General features: G+C 69.6%; 15 protein-coding genes. 8 read left to right on the top strand and 7 right to left on the bottom strand.

Annotated features, from left to right (window positions below; all coding sequences use genetic code 11):
* Positions 1-25: 25 nt before the first annotated feature.
* Both BLR05_RS22970 and BLR05_RS22965 read left to right on the top strand, forming a co-directional pair.
* Positions 26-910 carry a DUF6402 family protein gene (locus tag BLR05_RS22970; protein ID WP_092839442.1) on the top strand — a complete coding sequence of 295 codons (885 nt, stop codon included), beginning with the start codon at positions 26-28 and terminating at the stop codon, positions 908-910.
* Positions 910-1317: a hypothetical protein gene (locus BLR05_RS22965; RefSeq protein ID WP_092839439.1), complete on the top strand. Its 408-nt coding sequence runs from the start codon at positions 910-912 to the stop codon at positions 1315-1317. The genes BLR05_RS22970 and BLR05_RS22965 overlap by 1 nt, the downstream gene beginning before the upstream one ends.
* 101 nt (positions 1318-1418) lie before the next feature.
* On the opposite strand, the gene BLR05_RS22960 is transcribed toward BLR05_RS22965, so the two are convergent.
* Positions 1419-2396, bottom strand: coding sequence for an alpha/beta hydrolase (locus tag BLR05_RS22960; RefSeq protein ID WP_225979028.1), 978 nt, complete (start codon positions 2394-2396; stop codon positions 1419-1421).
* 152 nt (positions 2397-2548) lie between these two features.
* On the opposite strand from BLR05_RS22960, the gene BLR05_RS22955 reads away from it, so the two are divergent.
* Positions 2549-3331 (top strand): response regulator, encoded by a 783-nt coding sequence (locus BLR05_RS22955; RefSeq protein ID WP_092839436.1) that lies wholly within the window; start codon positions 2549-2551, stop codon positions 3329-3331.
* Positions 3328-4764, top strand: a complete 1437-nt coding sequence (locus tag BLR05_RS22950) for an ATP-binding protein (protein WP_092839434.1) — start codon at positions 3328-3330, stop codon at positions 4762-4764. Before BLR05_RS22955 ends, BLR05_RS22950 begins: the two co-directional genes overlap by 4 nt.
* Before the next feature lie 44 nt (positions 4765-4808).
* Here the strand turns inward: BLR05_RS22950 and BLR05_RS22945 are convergent, their stop codons facing one another.
* From BLR05_RS22945 to BLR05_RS27545, 3 genes are all read right to left on the bottom strand, one after another.
* Positions 4809-6254 carry a DUF1501 domain-containing protein gene (locus BLR05_RS22945; RefSeq protein WP_092839431.1) on the bottom strand — a complete coding sequence of 482 codons (1446 nt, stop codon included), beginning with the start codon at positions 6252-6254 and terminating at the stop codon, positions 4809-4811.
* A 35-nt stretch (positions 6255-6289) separates the two neighbouring features.
* Positions 6290-8137, bottom strand: a complete 1848-nt coding sequence (locus tag BLR05_RS22940; RefSeq protein ID WP_092839428.1) for a DUF1800 domain-containing protein — start codon at positions 8135-8137, stop codon at positions 6290-6292.
* Positions 8138-8331: 194 nt separating this feature from the next.
* Positions 8332-9960 (bottom strand): methyl-accepting chemotaxis protein, encoded by a 1629-nt coding sequence (locus BLR05_RS27545; protein ID WP_279616036.1) that lies wholly within the window; start codon positions 9958-9960, stop codon positions 8332-8334.
* A 436-nt stretch (positions 9961-10396) separates the two neighbouring features.
* Here BLR05_RS27545 and BLR05_RS22930 point away from each other — a divergent pair, with 436 nt between their 5' ends.
* Complete coding sequence (locus tag BLR05_RS22930; RefSeq protein WP_092839425.1) at positions 10397-11338, top strand: EamA family transporter; 942 nt, start codon at positions 10397-10399, stop codon at positions 11336-11338.
* A 27-nt stretch (positions 11339-11365) separates the two neighbouring features.
* Positions 11366-11701, top strand: a complete 336-nt coding sequence (locus BLR05_RS22925) for an SMR family transporter (protein ID WP_092839423.1) — start codon at positions 11366-11368, stop codon at positions 11699-11701.
* Between the two features lie 30 nt (positions 11702-11731).
* On the opposite strand, the gene BLR05_RS22920 is transcribed toward BLR05_RS22925, so the two are convergent.
* The 3 genes from BLR05_RS22920 to BLR05_RS22910 form a co-directional block, all read right to left on the bottom strand.
* Positions 11732-12733, bottom strand: coding sequence for a M14 family metallopeptidase (locus BLR05_RS22920; protein WP_092839420.1), 1002 nt, complete (start codon positions 12731-12733; stop codon positions 11732-11734).
* Positions 12733-13764 (bottom strand): Bug family tripartite tricarboxylate transporter substrate binding protein, encoded by a 1032-nt coding sequence (locus tag BLR05_RS22915; RefSeq protein ID WP_092839417.1) that lies wholly within the window; start codon positions 13762-13764, stop codon positions 12733-12735. Before BLR05_RS22915 ends, BLR05_RS22920 begins: the two co-directional genes overlap by 1 nt.
* Before the next feature lie 122 nt (positions 13765-13886).
* Positions 13887-14840, bottom strand: a complete 954-nt coding sequence (locus BLR05_RS22910; protein WP_092839414.1) for a LysR family transcriptional regulator — start codon at positions 14838-14840, stop codon at positions 13887-13889.
* A 191-nt stretch (positions 14841-15031) separates the two neighbouring features.
* On the opposite strand from BLR05_RS22910, the gene BLR05_RS26170 reads away from it, so the two are divergent.
* Together BLR05_RS26170 and BLR05_RS22905 are read left to right on the top strand one after the other, a co-directional pair.
* Positions 15032-15436 (top strand): DUF6402 family protein, encoded by a 405-nt coding sequence (locus BLR05_RS26170; protein ID WP_143015987.1) that lies wholly within the window; start codon positions 15032-15034, stop codon positions 15434-15436.
* A gap of 27 nt (positions 15437-15463) precedes the next feature.
* Positions 15464-15737, top strand: a 274-nt coding sequence (locus tag BLR05_RS22905; RefSeq protein ID WP_143015907.1) for a transposase, incomplete at its 3' end; no start/stop codon positions are given.

Genomic DNA, 15737 nt, shown 5'->3' with positions numbered 1-15737 from the left:
AACCGGCAATTGCGGGGGAGGTTCCATGAGTGGAGTGGTCCATGTAGACCAGGCGCAACTGCGTGCGCAATTGGAGAAAAAACTGCCACCCAAGGTGCGGCTTTTTCAACTGGAGGACATTCCGGGTGTGATGCGTTCGCGCTTGGGGTGGCCGGTGGCGGCTGCGTTGATGGAACGATGGTTTCGAGGGGCGGCGTTCGAGATGCCTGACGAGATGAAGCTCAGTCTTGAAAAAAATCGCTTGAGCCAGTTGCCCGCCGCGCGGTTGGACGAAAACACCGTGACCATGGCGTGGGCGCTGCGTTTTCCCCGGGTGCATGCCGCCGTGGAGCAATTGCAAGCTAACTGGGCCAGTACTGCCGGGCGGGTGCAATTGCAAAAGCGTGTGCTGAGTTGGCGTGGGATGCGTGGCCAAGGGAACTGGAGGTTTGGCGACTTGAACCTGTCGGCTAAACACTTGGACGACACTTGCCAAGTGAACTTTCTGAACTTTGGCCGCTTCGGCGATCCGCTGGATGATTTTTACGGAGCCATGGGCGAAGCCACGCTCAAGGTGGCGGCTTCAGGAATGGTCACGCCCAAGCCCAATGGCAAGGCAACCGTCGCCATCGATGAATTGGGTTTCTATCTGCGCGATGCCTACGACTTCAACGACGACTCCTTCATATCTCAGCCTCTTGGATTCTGGGGATTTGAAGGCGTCGAGCGCAGCCTTCAACTGGGCAGGGACATCCTGATCGACGAGAGATGGGCCTATGAGGAAGCGGTCTCGGCGCGGGCATCCTACTATCTTGTACAGAATGCTCATTTCAGAAAATGGCGCGCCCGCCACGGCCTTGGCGGAGACTTTATGGTGCTCTCCGATGTGTATCGGGTACGCCTTCCGTTTCCGATCCAATTGGAGTGGTGATGAAGCTGCTGAGTCGTTTGAAGAAAATCCCGTGCTTGGTGTGGTGCCTGGCAATGACCGCTTTCGTTGCTCTTGTCTGGTACGCGGCTTCCCCGACATTCTTGTACAGCTACAACAGTCCCCATGGGGTCTACCGCTTGGAGTTTCACAAGGCATCGATTTTCCAACGGCTTATCCACTACGACTTCAGAATGCCTTATGTCGTGCGCCTGTATCGCGTGTCCCCCAAGAAACTGTTGCGCGAAAGCGAGGTTGTGGATCTGCAGTCCGGCGGCCAATTCGACTGGCTTCTTGATGCACCGGTCGCCATCAATACCGTGACGGTAGGCAGCGTGGTGGTCTTTGAAGGTATCCCAGCCGAATGCGGAGACCCGCCGCTTGGTAGCGGATGCCCCGCGAAGCCTTGAAGACCAGGTTGGGTCCAAAGGTTCCCGATGGGCTGAGTGCATCAGCCTGCAGCGCAGCAGTCTCCGATGTGAGGCAGCTCCGGCAGGGCGGCCGCGCGGGCCTATCGCCGCAGCAGCCGCGCCACCAGCGGGTCCAGCGAGGCCATGAAGTCTTCCACCGCCTGGGTGTAGCCGCCCTCCAGCCCGAGGTCGCCGTTGATCTCGCCGTGGTCCAGGGGCTGCGGCAGCACCGTGGCGCGGCTGCCCCGGGCATGCACTTTGCGGGCCATGGATTCGGCCTGCAGGCAGGGCTGGTCGGGCCGTTCCGTGGAGCAGACGAACTGCCAGGGGGGCGTGCCGGCCACCAGCTGGTCGTAGGGCGACAACTGGGCCCATGCGGCCGGATCGGTGCCGAAGGCCGCGTCGTAGAGCGGCAGGTGCGGCGCGGCCATGAACTGCGGCACGTCGAGCACGGCGCTGTCGAGCACGACCGTGCCGAGCCAGGGCCATGCCCCCCATTGCACTGCTGCGGCCGGCCGGGCATTGAGCAGTGCCACCAGGTGCGCCCCGGCCGAGTGCCCCATGAGGATGAAGCGTCCCGCATCCGCACCCCATTCGCCCGCGTGCTGCTGGGCGGTGGCCAGCGCGAGGGCCACGTCCTGCGCCTGCTGCGCCACGGGCGTGTCGGGCAGCATGCGGTAGTTGATCGACACCAGCACGAAGCCCTGCGGCACCCAGCGGGCGACCTTGTGCTCCACCACCTTGGGCATGGCCTTGTCGCCGGTGCGCCATGCCCCGCCGTGCACCATGAAGATCACCGGTGCGCGCAGGCCCGGGGCCGGTGAGCCGGCGGCCGGCAGGTAGACATCCATGCGCTGGCGCGGATCGGCGCCGTAGGGCAGGTCGGCGATCCTGCGCACGCCGGCAGGCAGGGCCGCGGCCGCTCCGCCCCGCATGCGTTCGGCCCAGCGGCCGCGTGGAGATTCGCCGCCGTCGCCGATGCCGGCGTTCACGTTCTGGCCAGCGGCCAGCAACACGGCGCACAGGGCCAGGGAAGCGGCGCGGGAAGAGTGCGAGGGGCGGGTGGAGCGGTGGTACATGGCTGCGGACTCCTGGGTGGCGCGGTGCAACGCGTTGTGGATGGGCCCCATGGTGCCTTGCGGTCCGGCCTGCACGGTGAAGCGCGCGCGGCAAATCATGACAAGGCATGACAGTCCGTCCGGAGGACGTCATCGCCTGTCATCATCGCGCCATGACCGAACCGCTCGCCAGGATCCTCGTGGCCGACGACGAGCCCGACCTGCGCTCCCTGCTGCAGCGCTACCTGGGCGACCAGGGATACGCCGTGCGCGCCGTCGATGGCGCGGCGCCCCTGGAGCGGTTGCTCGCGCGCGAGCGCTTCGACGTGCTGGTGCTGGATGTGATGATGCCCGGCGAGGACGGCCTTTCGCTGTGCCGTCGCCTGCGTGCGCAGGGCGAGACCATTCCCATCCTCATGCTGACCGCGCGCGGCGATCCGGTGGACCGCGTGGTGGGCCTGGAGATGGGGGCCGACGACTACCTGCCCAAGCCGTTCCAGCCGCGCGAACTGCTCGCGCGCATCCAGGCCATGGTGCGGCGCCAGCGCCTGCTGGGCGCGCACCACGGGCCCGTGGCAGCTGCCGCCGCGCCCGAGTGCATCGGGTTCGGCGACTGCACCCTCTGGCCCGGAGCCCGCCGCCTGCAGCGTGCGGGGCAGGAGGTGGACCTGTCCAGCACCGAATTTGCCCTGTTGCTGGCATTCGCCCGCCAGCCGCGCCGGCCGCTGGGGCGCGACCGGCTCATCGCGCTGGCCTACGGCCCCGGCCACGTGGCCACCGACCGCAGCATCGACGTGCAGGTCATGCGCCTGCGCAAGCTCATCGAACCCGACCCCGCGCACCCCCGCCACCTGCGCACCGTATGGGGAGTGGGCTATGTCTTCCTGCCCGACGGGCCGGTTCCGCTGCCTGCTGGCCCGCCCCAGTCGTCGTCCGGTCCGGAGGCGCCGCAATGAACACCGCGGCCCCCACGGCACCTGCCGGCCACGGCTGGCCGCGCAGCCTGTTCGGCCGCCATCTGCTGCTCATCGTGGCCCTGGTCGTCGCCGGGCAGCTGTGTGCGGCCTGGATCGCGCGGCGCCTCATCGTGGAGCCGCGCATCGCCATGGCGGCCGAGGGCTCCGCACGCCAGCTGGCCGCGCTGCGCGCCGGCCTGCAGGCCCTGCCCCCCGCGCAGCGGCAGGCTTTCGTGGATGCCTTCAACCGCCAGGTGGCCGGCGTGCAGGGCAGGGTGCAGGGACCGGGCACGCCCTCCGCTCAGGGCGACCTCGCGATGACGCCGCTGGAGCGCCGCTTCCAGCAGGCCCTGTCGGACCGCCTGGGCGCCACCGGCTGGCTGGTGCCCGGCACCGGGCACGTCTGGCAGCGAGGGGGGGCGGGCGTGCTCTGGCTGCACTTGCAGCCGCTGCCGGATGCTGGTGCCGATCCGGCAGCGGCCTGGGTCGCGCTGCCGGTCACCGGCACGTTCCGCGCTTTCACGGGGGCCTGGCTGGCGGCCACGCTGGCCGGCGGGTTGCTGGCGCTGGCCGGCGCCGCCTGGCTGCAGCGGCAATTGCACCGCCCCCTGCAGCGCGTGGTGGCAGCGGCGCAGGCCATCGCGCGCGGACAGGCCCACACGCCCCTGCCCGAGGATGGCCCGCAGGAGATCGCCGCGCTCGCGCACGGCATCAACCACATGGCCGATGCCCTGCAGGCGGCCGACCGCGAGCGTGCGCTGATGCTCGCCGGCATCTCGCACGACCTGCGCACGCCGCTCACCAAGCTGCGCCTGGCGGCGGAGATTGCCCGCCCGCACATGGAGCCGGCCCTGGCCGCGAGCATGGAGCGCAGCGTGGACGAGATGGATGCCGTGGTGGTGCAGTTCATGGATTTCGCGCGGCTGGACGCAGGCCCGGAAGGGCGCGAGGCTGCGCACGCCGCGCCCCTGGATGCCTTGGCCGAGGCCCTGGCGGAGGCGCAGGCCGACCACGGCCGCGTGCTCTCGCTGGAGTGCGGCGCGCCCACGCCCTTGGCCGTGCAGCCCCAGGCCCTGCGCCGCGCGGTGGAGAACCTTCTCGAGAACGCCTGGCGCCACGGCCTTGCGCCCGTGGTGCTGCGCACGGGCGAGGATGCGGACGGCGCCACCGCCTGGATCGAGGTGGCCGACAGCGGAGCCGGTATCGACCCCGCCGAACTGGAGCGACTGCGCCGCCCGTTCGCGCGCGGCAGCGGCACTGCCCGCGCCGGCACCCCGGGCGCCGGCCTGGGCCTGGCCATTGCCGACCGCGTGGCCCGGCTGCACGGCGGATGGCTCGATTTGCATGTCGCTCCGGGGCAGGGGCTGCGGGCGCGCATCGTGGTGCCCATGCGGCCTGCCCATGGCGATACGCCCGTTCCGGGCCGCGAATAGGCCGGGTTGGCTGTAGCGGCAGCAACGCTCCGCTCGGTAGCGCTTCAGCCCATGAACCCCAGGTTCACCGGATACGCCGACCCTCCGAAATTGCCGATGCGCGGAAGCACGCCTGCCAGCTCGGTGTTCGCCACGCCGAACCAGCGCGCGAGCGTGGCCGCGTACTGGTCCACGGCGGTGCTGGGCAGCAGGCGCCCCTGGCCCACGTGCCACTGGTCTTCGCTGCCGCTGCCGTTGCCCACGCTGATGGGGGGCGGCGTGCCGTAGAAGGCTGCGCCGCGCACCGCGCCGCCGACGACGAAGTGGTGGCTCCCCCAGCCATGGTCGGAGCCGTCGCCGTTCGACGTGAGCGTGCGGCCGAAGTCCGACGCGGTGAAGGCCGTGACCTTGTCCGCCACGCCCAGTTCCGCCGTGGCGTTGTAGAAGGCTGTCATGGCGCTGCTCACCTTGTCCAGCAGCACCTGCTGGGTGGCGATGAGGTTGTCGTGCAGGTCGAAGCCGCCCAGCGATACGAAGAACACCTGCCGCTTCGTGCCGAGCGTGCCCCGCGCCGCGATCAGCCGCGCCACCACCTTGAGCTGGTCGGCAAGGGCGTTGTTCGCGGGAAAGGCGGTGGACAGGCTCGTGCCGGCCAGGGCCGCGGAAATCTGCCCTTCCGCGCTGATGGAGCGCTGCGTGACGCGCGCGTATTCCGCTTCCAGCACATGGCTGCTGGCGGCCTGCACCAGGTCGCCGAGCACGCCGCGCACCGCGCTGGAGCCATAGACATTGTTCTTCACGCCGTTGATGGGCACGGCGCCGCTGGGGCTGATCTGGTATTGCAGCGCCTGGTCGCCCGCCAGGAACACGGCATTGCCGCTGGCCGAGATGCAGGTGAAGAGCGAGGTGGCGTTGGACGACAGGGCGAGGTCGCCCAGGTTGCCGCCCCAGCCCACGGTGGAGCCTTCGGCGCCCTGCGACTGCCACACCGATTGCTGGTCGTTGTGCGAGAAGAGCTTGGGCGGCAGCGGATAGTTGCGCCGGTCGCCGCTCGCGTACTGCGCGCGCGTGAGCGGCACCAGCAGCGGGCCCACGTTGAGCTGCACGGCCGCATGGCCGGCGTTGAAGAGGCCCGCCATGCCGGTCATGGCCGGATGCAGCGCGTACTGCAGGCCTCCCGCCAGCGGCGTGGCCGGCTGCAGCAGCGTGGCGCCCAGCGCCGCGCGCCCGAGCGCGATGCCGCCGGCCGCGCCGTCGGAGCCGCCGCCGCGGATGGCGGCGTATTGCGCGTAGCGGCTGCTGTCGTACGGCACGACGGTGTTGGCGTAATCGCAGCCGCCGAGCAGGAAGACGCAGACCAGCGCCTTGTAGTCCTGCGCGTCGAAGGCGGCGGCCTCGCCCATCGCGGCGAGATTGAGCGCCATGGGCAGCGCGGCACCGGTGGCGGCGAGCTGGGCCGAGCGGCGCAGGAAGGCGCGGCGCGTGTGGCGTGCGGGGTCGATGAACGGCATGGAATGGGCTCCGGTGGGGGGACGGCGCGGGCCGTTCACTTCTGCACGAGATAGGCCGGGCAGGCCATGACCAGGAAGACGGCCGCGGCGACGCGGTTGAGCTTGGCCGCCGCGCTGCTCGAGGCCGTGACCGGGGTGGCTGCCAGCGCGTTGGCAATGCGCGCCTGCGTGACATCGGAAATCTGGCCTCCCGACAGCAGCAGCGCCACCTTGCGCACCAGGCCGGCTGGATCGGTCACCAGCGGGAGCAGGGTGGCATAGTCGCAGGTGATGTCGAAGCCGTTGTTGCCGTTGCTCGCGTTGTTCTGCGGCAGGTCGGGCGCGTTCACGAACAGGCCGTTGCGGATCGCGTTCTGCATGAAGTTCAGGTAGCCGCCCACGCTGGATTCGGTGACGATCTGGAACTCCGGCGCCACCTGCCCGGCGGACGCCATGGCCGTGGAGGGCGGCACGTAACCCGGGCGGAAGAAGTTGAACACCGAAGGCGAGCGCAGCGGGCTCTGCCCCAGCCGCGAAGCCGGGTCGCTCAGGTCGCCGAGCTTCCAGCTGCCCCGGGCCGACCGCAGGCCGAACGTGCGGCCCCACTGCACGAAGCGCACCATGGGCTCGCGGAGCCGGCCGAAGGAAGTGCTGGAGAGACCGGCGGCGCTTCGCGCCTCGCTGTCGAGCAGAATCGCGGCCACCACGGCGCGCAGGTCGCCGCGCACGCTGCTGCCGTTGTTCGTGAAGGCGGCGGCGACGCGTGCCACGTAGGCCGGGCTGGGGTTGCTCGTCACCAGCCGCTGGATGAGCTGCCGGCCGATGAACGGGGCGGTGTTGGGGTGGTTGAAAAGCGTATCCAGCGCGGTCTTCAGGGCCACGTCGCCCGGGGTGCCCGCCGCGATCGTCGTGCCCAGGAAGGTCGCGGCCAGCGCCGAGTGCCGGCTGGGGACCAGCACCATCGGCCGCCCCGCCTGCTGCGGCCCCGGCACGGTGCTGGTGCCCACGGTGAAGGACTGGTTCTGGCTGCGGTCGTAGTCGTAGCCGGTGAATACGCGGGCGAGGTTGCTCACGTCGGAAGCGCCGTAGGTGTCGATCCGGCTGCCGTTCGCGTCGCGCTGCTCGGTCCCGTCGGGATTCAGCCGGTACAGGCCCAGCGTGAAGAGCTGCATCACCTCGCGGGCGTAGTTCTCGTCCGGCTGGCGGCCGGTGCGCGCATCTTCCTTCTGGCTGCCCAGGGCGTTGAGGTACACGCCCATGGCGGGGTTGAGCGTCACGGCTTCCAGCAGCGCGCGGAAGTTGCCGAAGGCGTGCCGGTTCAGCACGTCCCAGTAGCCGGCCGCGAGGAAGGCGGGCCAGGGCTGGTTCAGCCCGTTGGTGGACACCACCATGATCTCCGAGAGCGCCAGTGCCACGCGCTTGCGCACGGCATCGCGCTCGGTGAACAGCTGGCTCCACAGCATGTAGTCGGCGGGATAGGAGGCGTTGTGGTAGCGCGTGTCCGCGTTCGCCACGCCATAGCCGCGCTGCGCCAGCCAGTCGGTGCCCGTCGTGCCGACGGGCTGCGCGAACTGGTCGGCCAGCCAGGCGGCGTAGCCCTTGCCGCGCACGGCGGCGATGTCCTCGTCGGTGGCGGAAAACTGGGCCTGGAGCAGGAAGCGCGCTGCTTCCGCGTCCGTGGCGGGTGCGTCGGACGCCGTGCCGCCGGCTGCACTGGCGGCAGTGGCTTCGGCAGAGGCAGAAGCCGGATCGCCGCCGGTGCCCCCGCCGCATGCGGCCAGCAGGCCGGCGGCAGTGAAGGCCGCCAGGGCGGATGGGGCCGGGGACGCCAGTCCGGGGGAGGAGCCGGGCCGCGCCGGGTCAGCGGGCGGCATCTCGGCGGTGGCCGTGGGTGTGGGGTGCATGGGTCAGCTTCCGTTTCAGCGGAGGCGGCAAGGACCGCCGGATCCGGGAACCTGTGCCTAACGCAACGCGCTGTTCCCGGTTGTCAGCATGCGCCCTGGTTTGCGGAAAAATCGTGACTAAATGTTAGTCGGCTTGCAGTCTGTTGTGCGGCCGAGTCACGGCGCCTGCCATGGCCTGGCTGGTCAGGTGGCGGTCAGGCGGCCCGGCCCTGGCCGATGCGGAGTGCACCGGCTGCGCCCGGCTCGTCGCCCGCTGCGAGCCGGAAGACGGCCGCGGCGCGCACGGGTTCGTCGGCCCGCGTGCGCAGCCCATTGGCCACCGCGGCCATTTCCTCGACCAGCGCCGCATTCTGCTGGGTGGCCTGGTCCATCTGCCTGACGGCCTCGCCCACCTGCGCGACGCCCTGGCTCTGCTCCTGGCTGGCTTCGCTGATCTCGCCCATGATGCCTGTCACGCGCTGGATGGCCTGCACCACCTCCGCCATGGTGGTGCCCGCCTGGTCGGCGAGTTCGCCGCCCTGCTGCACGCGCTGCACGCTGTCGCCGATGAGCGCCTTGATTTCCTTGGCGGCCTCGGCGCTGCGCCCCGCCAGGGCCCGTACCTCGCCCGCCACCACGGCGAAGCCCCGGCCCTGCTCGCCGGCGCGGGCGGCTTCCACGGCCGCGTTCAGCGCCAGGATGTTGGTCTGGAACGCGATGGAATCGATCACCCCGATGATGTCGGCGATCTTGCCGGACGCGGTGCGGATGCCCTGCATGGTCTGCATCACCTGCGTCACCACTTCCCCGCCCTGGGCGACGACCAGGCTGGCATTCATGGCGAACTGGTTGGCCTGGCGCGCGTTGTCTGCGTTCTGCCGCACGGTGGCCGTCATCTGCTCCATCGAGGCGGCGGTTTGCTCCAGGGCGCTGGCCTGGCTTTCCGTGCGGGCCGAGAGATCCATGTTGCCCTGCGCGATCTTCGCACTGGCCGTGGCCACGCCCTCGGCACCGCCGCGCACCTGGGCCACCATGGGCTTGAGGCGCGCGTGCATCTGCTGCCGGGCCGCGATGAGGCGGCCGACCACGTTGGTGCCGTGCGGCACGTCGTCCCCGCTCAGGTCGCCATCTGCCACCGCGCTGGCCAGCCGCACCGCCTGCGCGAGGGGCTGGGTGATCGAGCGCATGAACACCACGCCCAGGCCCAGCGCCAGCGCGAGCAGCAGCGCGGCCGAGGCGGCGCCCAGCGCCCACTGTTCGGCGGCCACGCGCTGGCGCAGCGCGGCGTCGAGGCTGGCCATGGCGGTGGTGTTGAGCTGGTTCAGCGCTTCCAGCGTGCCGGTGAGCTGGTCGAAGTAGTCCTTGGCAGGCATGGCGATCTCGCCGGCCAACAGCAGGCTGCGGTCCACCAGCTGGCGCGATACCGTCACGCGCTGGCGCACGTCCTGTACCGGGCCGGCCAGGGCCTTGCGCAGGTCTTCGTCCGCCAGCGCGCGCTCGAAGTTGCGGAAGGTGTCCGCTTCCAGTTCGCCCACGCGCTGCTGCAGCGCCTGCAGCGCGCCCTTGCCTTCCGGCGGCAGGGCCTGGCGTGCCAGGTAGCCGGAACCCTGCCCGCGCAGCAGGCCGGGCTTTTCCCCGAGCATGGGTGCGTTCACCACGGCGGCCTGGATCAGGTCCTGGGTGGCCATGTCCGGGTCGGTCTGGAAACCGTAGTGGTGCAGCAGCTCTTCCCCGATCTGCATCAGCGTCGCCACGAGCTGCGTGTGCTGGGCGAGGCTCTGCGGCGGCTGCAGCGCGCGCGGCGACGTGCGCCATGTCTGCTCAGCGGCGCTCCAGGCCTGCATCTGGGCCTGCGGTACGCGGGCCTCGGCGAACGCCTGGTCAGCATGGACATGTTTTGGCGGTCTGTTGAGTGAAAGGGCTTGCGCGGCGGCTCCTCCCCCGCGCGCCGTTGCCGGCGATTCGCCACCGTGCGCAAGCAATTGTGAAATACACCCCACGCAAATGGTATACCGGTAGCCGGAAAAATTGCCCGGCATCAAGTCGGCTCCAACTTCATAATCCCTGATGCCGGCGGCACCTCCGGTGCGACAGCCGCGCACCCCCGACGCGAGCACCTGCTGCACGTGCCGTGCGGGCGTCCCCCTTCGGCCCTTCTCTCCGTCCCCTCCTGACCATGTCTTTCCTGCCTGCGCATTTCCTCGTCCCGCTGATTCCGCCGGGGCTCCACGCCACGTCCGTGGACGCCCGGGCCGCCGGCGAGGGATCCAGGAGCTGCCGTTGAGCGCCGGGCCGCAAGCTGTGCCGCTGGCCCCGAGGGATCTGCTGGCAGCCCTCGCGGTCGTCGTGCTCTGGGGCGTCAATTTCGTCGCCATGAAGTGGGGTTTGCGCTCCTTCACGCCGTTCCAGCTGGGCGCCATGCGCTACGTGTTCGCCGCCCTGCCGCTCGTGTTCTTCCTGCGGCCTCCCGCCGTGCGCTGGCGCTGGGTGGTGCTCTACGGGCTCTTCCAGGGCGTGGGGCAGTTCGGCATGGTGTTCCTGGCGCTGCGCGTGGGGCTCACCGCGGCCCTGGCGAGCGTGCTGCTGCAGACGCAGGTGTTCTTCACCGCGTTCTGGGCCTACCTGCTGCTGCACGAGCGCCCGGGCCGCCCGCTGGTGGTCGGCCTGGGGCTGGCGGCGCTGGGCCTGGTCTGCTTCGGCCTGCATTTCGTCGCGCCCGGCAGCGCATCGGATGAAGTGACGCTGGCCGGCGTGGGCCTTGCGCTCTGCGGCGCCGCGTCCTGGGCCGCGTCCAACATCGTCGCGCGCATGGCCCAGCAGGAATCGCCCGGCTACCGCCCGCTGTCCTTCGTGGCCTGGAGCAGCCTCGTGCCGGTGCTGCCCTTCGTCGCGCTCTCCATCGCCTTCGACGACGATGCCGCGCGGTGGCTGCAGGCCGATGCGTGGACGGCGCTGCCCGGGCTGGCCTGGGGGTCGGTCGCCTACCTCGGCTGGGCGGCCACCATCCTCGGCTACGGCCTCTGGACGGGGCTGCTCACGCGCTATCCGGCCAACCGCGTGGCACCCTTCAGCCTCGCCGTGCCGGTGGTGGGCCTGTCGGCCGGCATGCTGGTGCTCGGCGAGCGCGTGTCGGCCTGGCAGTGGGCGGGGATCGCCGCGGTGGTGGCAGCCCTCGCCTGCGTGGTGCTGGGGCCGCGCTGGGCCGCCGCCCGGCAGCGCTGAACGCTGTGCCGGTGGTCCAATCGGGCCATGGGCATCCACCACCTCTACCTCGCGGTCGCGATCGGCGCCGAAGTCGTCGCGACCTCTTTCCTCAAGGCCTCCGAGGGCTTCACCCGTCCCGTGCCGAGCCTGGTCACCCTGGCCGGCTACGGCGTGTCGTTCTATTTCCTCTCGCTCACCCTGCAGGCGATCCCTACCGGCATCGCCTACGCGATCTGGTCCGGCATCGGCATCGTGCTGGTGTCGGCGATCGGCTGGCTGGTCTACGGCCAGCGGCTCGACGGTCCCGCGCTGGCGGGCATGGGGTTGATCCTGGCGGGGGTGCTGGTGATCAACCTGTTCTCGAAAACGGCAGGCCACTGAGCCCGGCAGTGCCGGGCCGGCGCGCACTTGCTACAGCGCGCGCCGCCGCGCGAACCGCACCACCGTGACGCCCTTGCGCGCCTGGCGCGTGGAGGGCATCACCAGCACGCAGTCGTCGTAGGGCGTGGCGACAGGTTCGCCGTCGTTGTCGCCGATCACCGTGCCGGCCTGCGGGATCACTTCCAGCGCCGTCACCGGGCGCACGAAGCGGAAGCCGCTACTGCGCGCGACGACCGGGCCCGTCACCTCCAGCACCCACTGCCGCGGCGCATCGGGCTGGCGCCAGCCGGGCAGGGCCTGTGCGAGCGCGGCGGCGTCCAGCGTGCCGGCGGCTTCGAGGAAGCGCGCGCACTGGTCGCGCGCCACGGTACGGCTCGCCGGATCGCCGTGGAAGCCGCATTCGATCAGCAGTGAGCGCGTGCCGTTCTCGCCCGCCTCGTCGGTGTCGGGATGGCCGAAGCGGCCGTAATCGCGCATGCGCACGCCGTCCTGGTGGCCCGCGTCCGCCACCACGTATTCGGGTGCGCCCATGCGCCGCGCGAGCTGCTGGTTGCGCGCATGCGTGCCGGTGAGCAGCAGCGGCGCGCCGGGTTCGTGCATCGAATGCAGGTCGAGCAGCCAGTCGGCTTCGCGCACGAAGGGGCGCAGCGCGGCGGCGCGGCGGCGCTCCTGCGTGTCGGCGGCATCCAGCCGGTCGTCGCTCCACTGGCGGTTCATGTCCTGGTCCACGAAGCGCGAGGCGTCGTGGTCCTGCGGATCGAAGCGGTCGAACGCGGCCAGGTTGCAGAAGGCCAGGGTGAGGCTGCCCGCCTGCGGCCGGAGCCCTGCGTCCAGCAGGTCGCACAGCGCCCAGGCGCCGCACAGCTCGTTGCCGTGCACTAGCGCGGTGACCAGCACGTGGCGGCCCGGCCGGCCGGAGTCGAAGCGCCAGACGCCTTCGGTACCGGTGTTGCCGGCGCGCCATGCGCCGAGGTCGGGCTTCGAAAGCTCGAAGCGCAGGGGGGAATCCACGGTGTTGGAGGTCACAGGCATCACTCTTCGATCTTGGCGAACTGGACGATCTTGCGGTACTTGGCCACTTCGGCGGCCAGATAGGCATCGGGGTCCACGGTGGGGGATGCCACGACCGATCCGCTGGCTTCCATCTTCTTGCGGAAATCGGGCGACTGCAGGGCTTCGCGCGTCGCCTTGCGCAGCTTGTCGGCCACCGGGCGCGGCAGGTTCGCGGGGCCCATCAGCGCGAACCAGACGTTGATGTCCACGTTCTTGAACTGCGGCAGCTCGGCCAGGGCCGGGATGTCGGGCGTGATCGCCGAGCGGCGGGCCTCGGTGGTGCCCAGCGCCACCACCTTGCCGCTGCGGATGTGCGGCAGCGCGCTGGAGAGCACGAACACGCCGAACTCGATGTTGTTGCCCATCAGGTCGCTGGTGAGCGGCGCCACGCCGCGGTAGGGAATGTGCGTCATGAAGAGCTGGCCCTGCTCCTTGACCATCTCGCCGGCCAGGTGCAGCGCGGTGCCCACGCCCGAACTGCCGTAGCTGGTCTTGCCGGGCTGCGAGCGCACGCGCTGCACGAACTCGGTGGTGTTCTTCACGCCCGAGCCAGTGGACGCCACCAGCACCAGCGGCTGCGAGGCGACCAGCGACAGCGCCGTGAAATCCTTCACGTCGTACTTCACTTTTTTCGTGACGAGCCGGTTGATCGCGATCTCGTTGCTCGCGCCCAGCAGCAGCGTGTAGCCGTCCGGCGCGCTGCTGGCCACCTTCTGCGCGCCGATCGCGCCGCCGGCGCCGCCCAGGTTCTCGATCACCACCGGCACGCCCAGGCGCGTGGACAGTTCCGTACCCAGGGTGCGGGCCGTCAGATCGGTGCTGCCGCCGGGCGGGTAGCCCACGACCAGCGTGATCGGCTTGGCGGGCCAGGCGTCCTGCGCGAGCGCGGTCTGCGGGCCAGCGAATGCGGCGGCCAGCGCCATCGGGGCGAGCAGGGCGAGCGCGCCGCGGCGGCCGGGGCGGGGCGAGCCGGCGCGCGCAGGCACACGAGGGGTGCGGAACAAGGGCATGGGATGTCTCCGTGGGCGGTGGGGGAAATGGTTGTGGGCCCGATTGTGGGATGCCCATGCCGCCGGACCGTGCCAAGACGGCACGCAGTGGTGCTGTTTTGGCACGGGCCCCTTTGTGCCGTTCAGCTGCGGGCGAGCGCCTGCCAGACGGCCTCTGCGGCTTCGGTCAGCCGGCGCTTGGGGCGCACCAGGCGCACGTCGAACCGCAGTTCCAGCCGCCGGTCGCCCGCGGGTGCCAGCCGGCCGTTCTGGCAGTCTGCGCGCACCATCGACCACGGCAGCCAGGCGACCCCCAGGCCACGCTGCACGTACTCGTACTGCGCATCGGCCGAATCGCATTCGATCGTGCGGCGCAGCCGCGGCGCCAGCGGATGCCGCGCGAGCAGGTCTTCCACCAGCCGACCGAGCGCCAGCGTGTCCGCATACGCGAGGTAGGGAACGGCCGGGCCGGTGGGCGACAGCGCATGCTGCGGCGCGCCCTGCGCATTGACGCGCGACACGGGCACCAGCCGGTCCGAGGCGAGCGTGGCGTGCGCATAGGCACGGCCGTCCAGGCGCACTTCCAGCGCCGCATGGTGGTAGCCGAGCCAGAGATCGGCCTCGCCGCGCTCCAGCATCGCCACGGTCTGCGCCAGCCCGTTGGTGACCACGTGCAGTTCCGCGGTCCGCAGCACCGTGCGCATGCGGGGCAGCGCATCCGCCAGCACGGTACGCGCCAGCGTGCGGCCCGTGGCGAGGGTCACCGACCGCGCCTGCCGCCCGGCGATGGCGCGCAGTTCCTCCTGCGACTGCGCAAGCTCTCGCGCGAGCTGCTCCGCCGTCGCGAGAAACGCCGTGCCTGCCGCGGTCAGCCGCACCGGGCCGCCCGCGCCGCCGCGGCTGCGGGCATCGGTACCGGGCGCCGCTTCACCTCCCTCCGCGCCTCCGCGCTCCACCAGCGCCGTGCCCGCCCAGGCTTCCAGCGCACGGATGCGCCGGCCGAACGCGGGATGCGTGACGTGCCGCGACTCGGCCGCGCGCGTGAAGCTGCGCTCGCGTGCGAGGGCGATGAAGTCTTCCACCCATTTGAGCTGCATGGCGTGTTGTATGAGAGCTTTAACTGTATGGGGCCCCGTCTTACCAAACGGATTCTAGATGCAGCCAGAATCCAATGTTATTCGGCAGATAACGAAAATTTTCATTTCGGTAGTTTCGTTGGCTTCTAAGGGTAGATGACAATTGATTTTGATCATTTAGTAAGGGATCGAGTATGTCGTTGAATGAAGCCATGCAAGATGCATTCCTTGCCGGCAGCAGGGTATTGGGATCACCCATCGCGTTGTCAGGGTCTTATCCTGCAGCTGCTTGCTTTCGCGATTTGCAGCTGACTGAGATTCCTGAAGTCATGGAGCGCAAAGGGTTTAATGTCGGCGCCGCATTGATGCGCAAATGGTTTCTTGGATCCGCCTTTGTTCTGCCAGATCGGTGGAAAAGGGGGTACGAAATAACACACGCAGACTTGCCTCGTAACTACGTAGATGAAAGCACGGTTTCCATGAGCTGGGCCATGCGATACGCGCGCACACAGTCTGTATTTGATGAGCTCAGAATGGCAGTGCTTGGACAATCTTCCGAGAAAAGTGAAAAACTTTCATGGGATGAGCTAGAGCGTGTTATGAACTTTGCTTCATGAGTGCGATGCGGGAGGTAGAGTTTGCAAATGCCCCGCAAGCCCTACCCGACAGACGTCAGCGACGAAGAATGGAGCTTCGCTGCGCCATACCTGACCCTGATGGACCCGCACGCACCTCAGCGTGGACACGATCTGCGAGAGGTCTTCAATGCCCTGCGCTGGCTGGTGCGCGCGGGAGCGCCCTGGCGGATGCTGCCCAACGATTTGCCGCCTTGGGAGGCGGTCTACCAGCAGAGCCGTCGCTGGCTGGATGCGGGTTGCTTCGAGGCAATGGTCTCGGACCTGCGCTCCATCATCCGGG

The organism is Paracidovorax cattleyae, assembly GCF_900104515.1.
GTDB classification, from domain to species: Bacteria; Pseudomonadota; Gammaproteobacteria; order Burkholderiales; family Burkholderiaceae_C; genus Paracidovorax; species Paracidovorax cattleyae.
The sequence above is the reverse complement of the archived record's forward strand: the minus strand, read 5'-3'. Positions and strand labels throughout refer to the sequence as shown.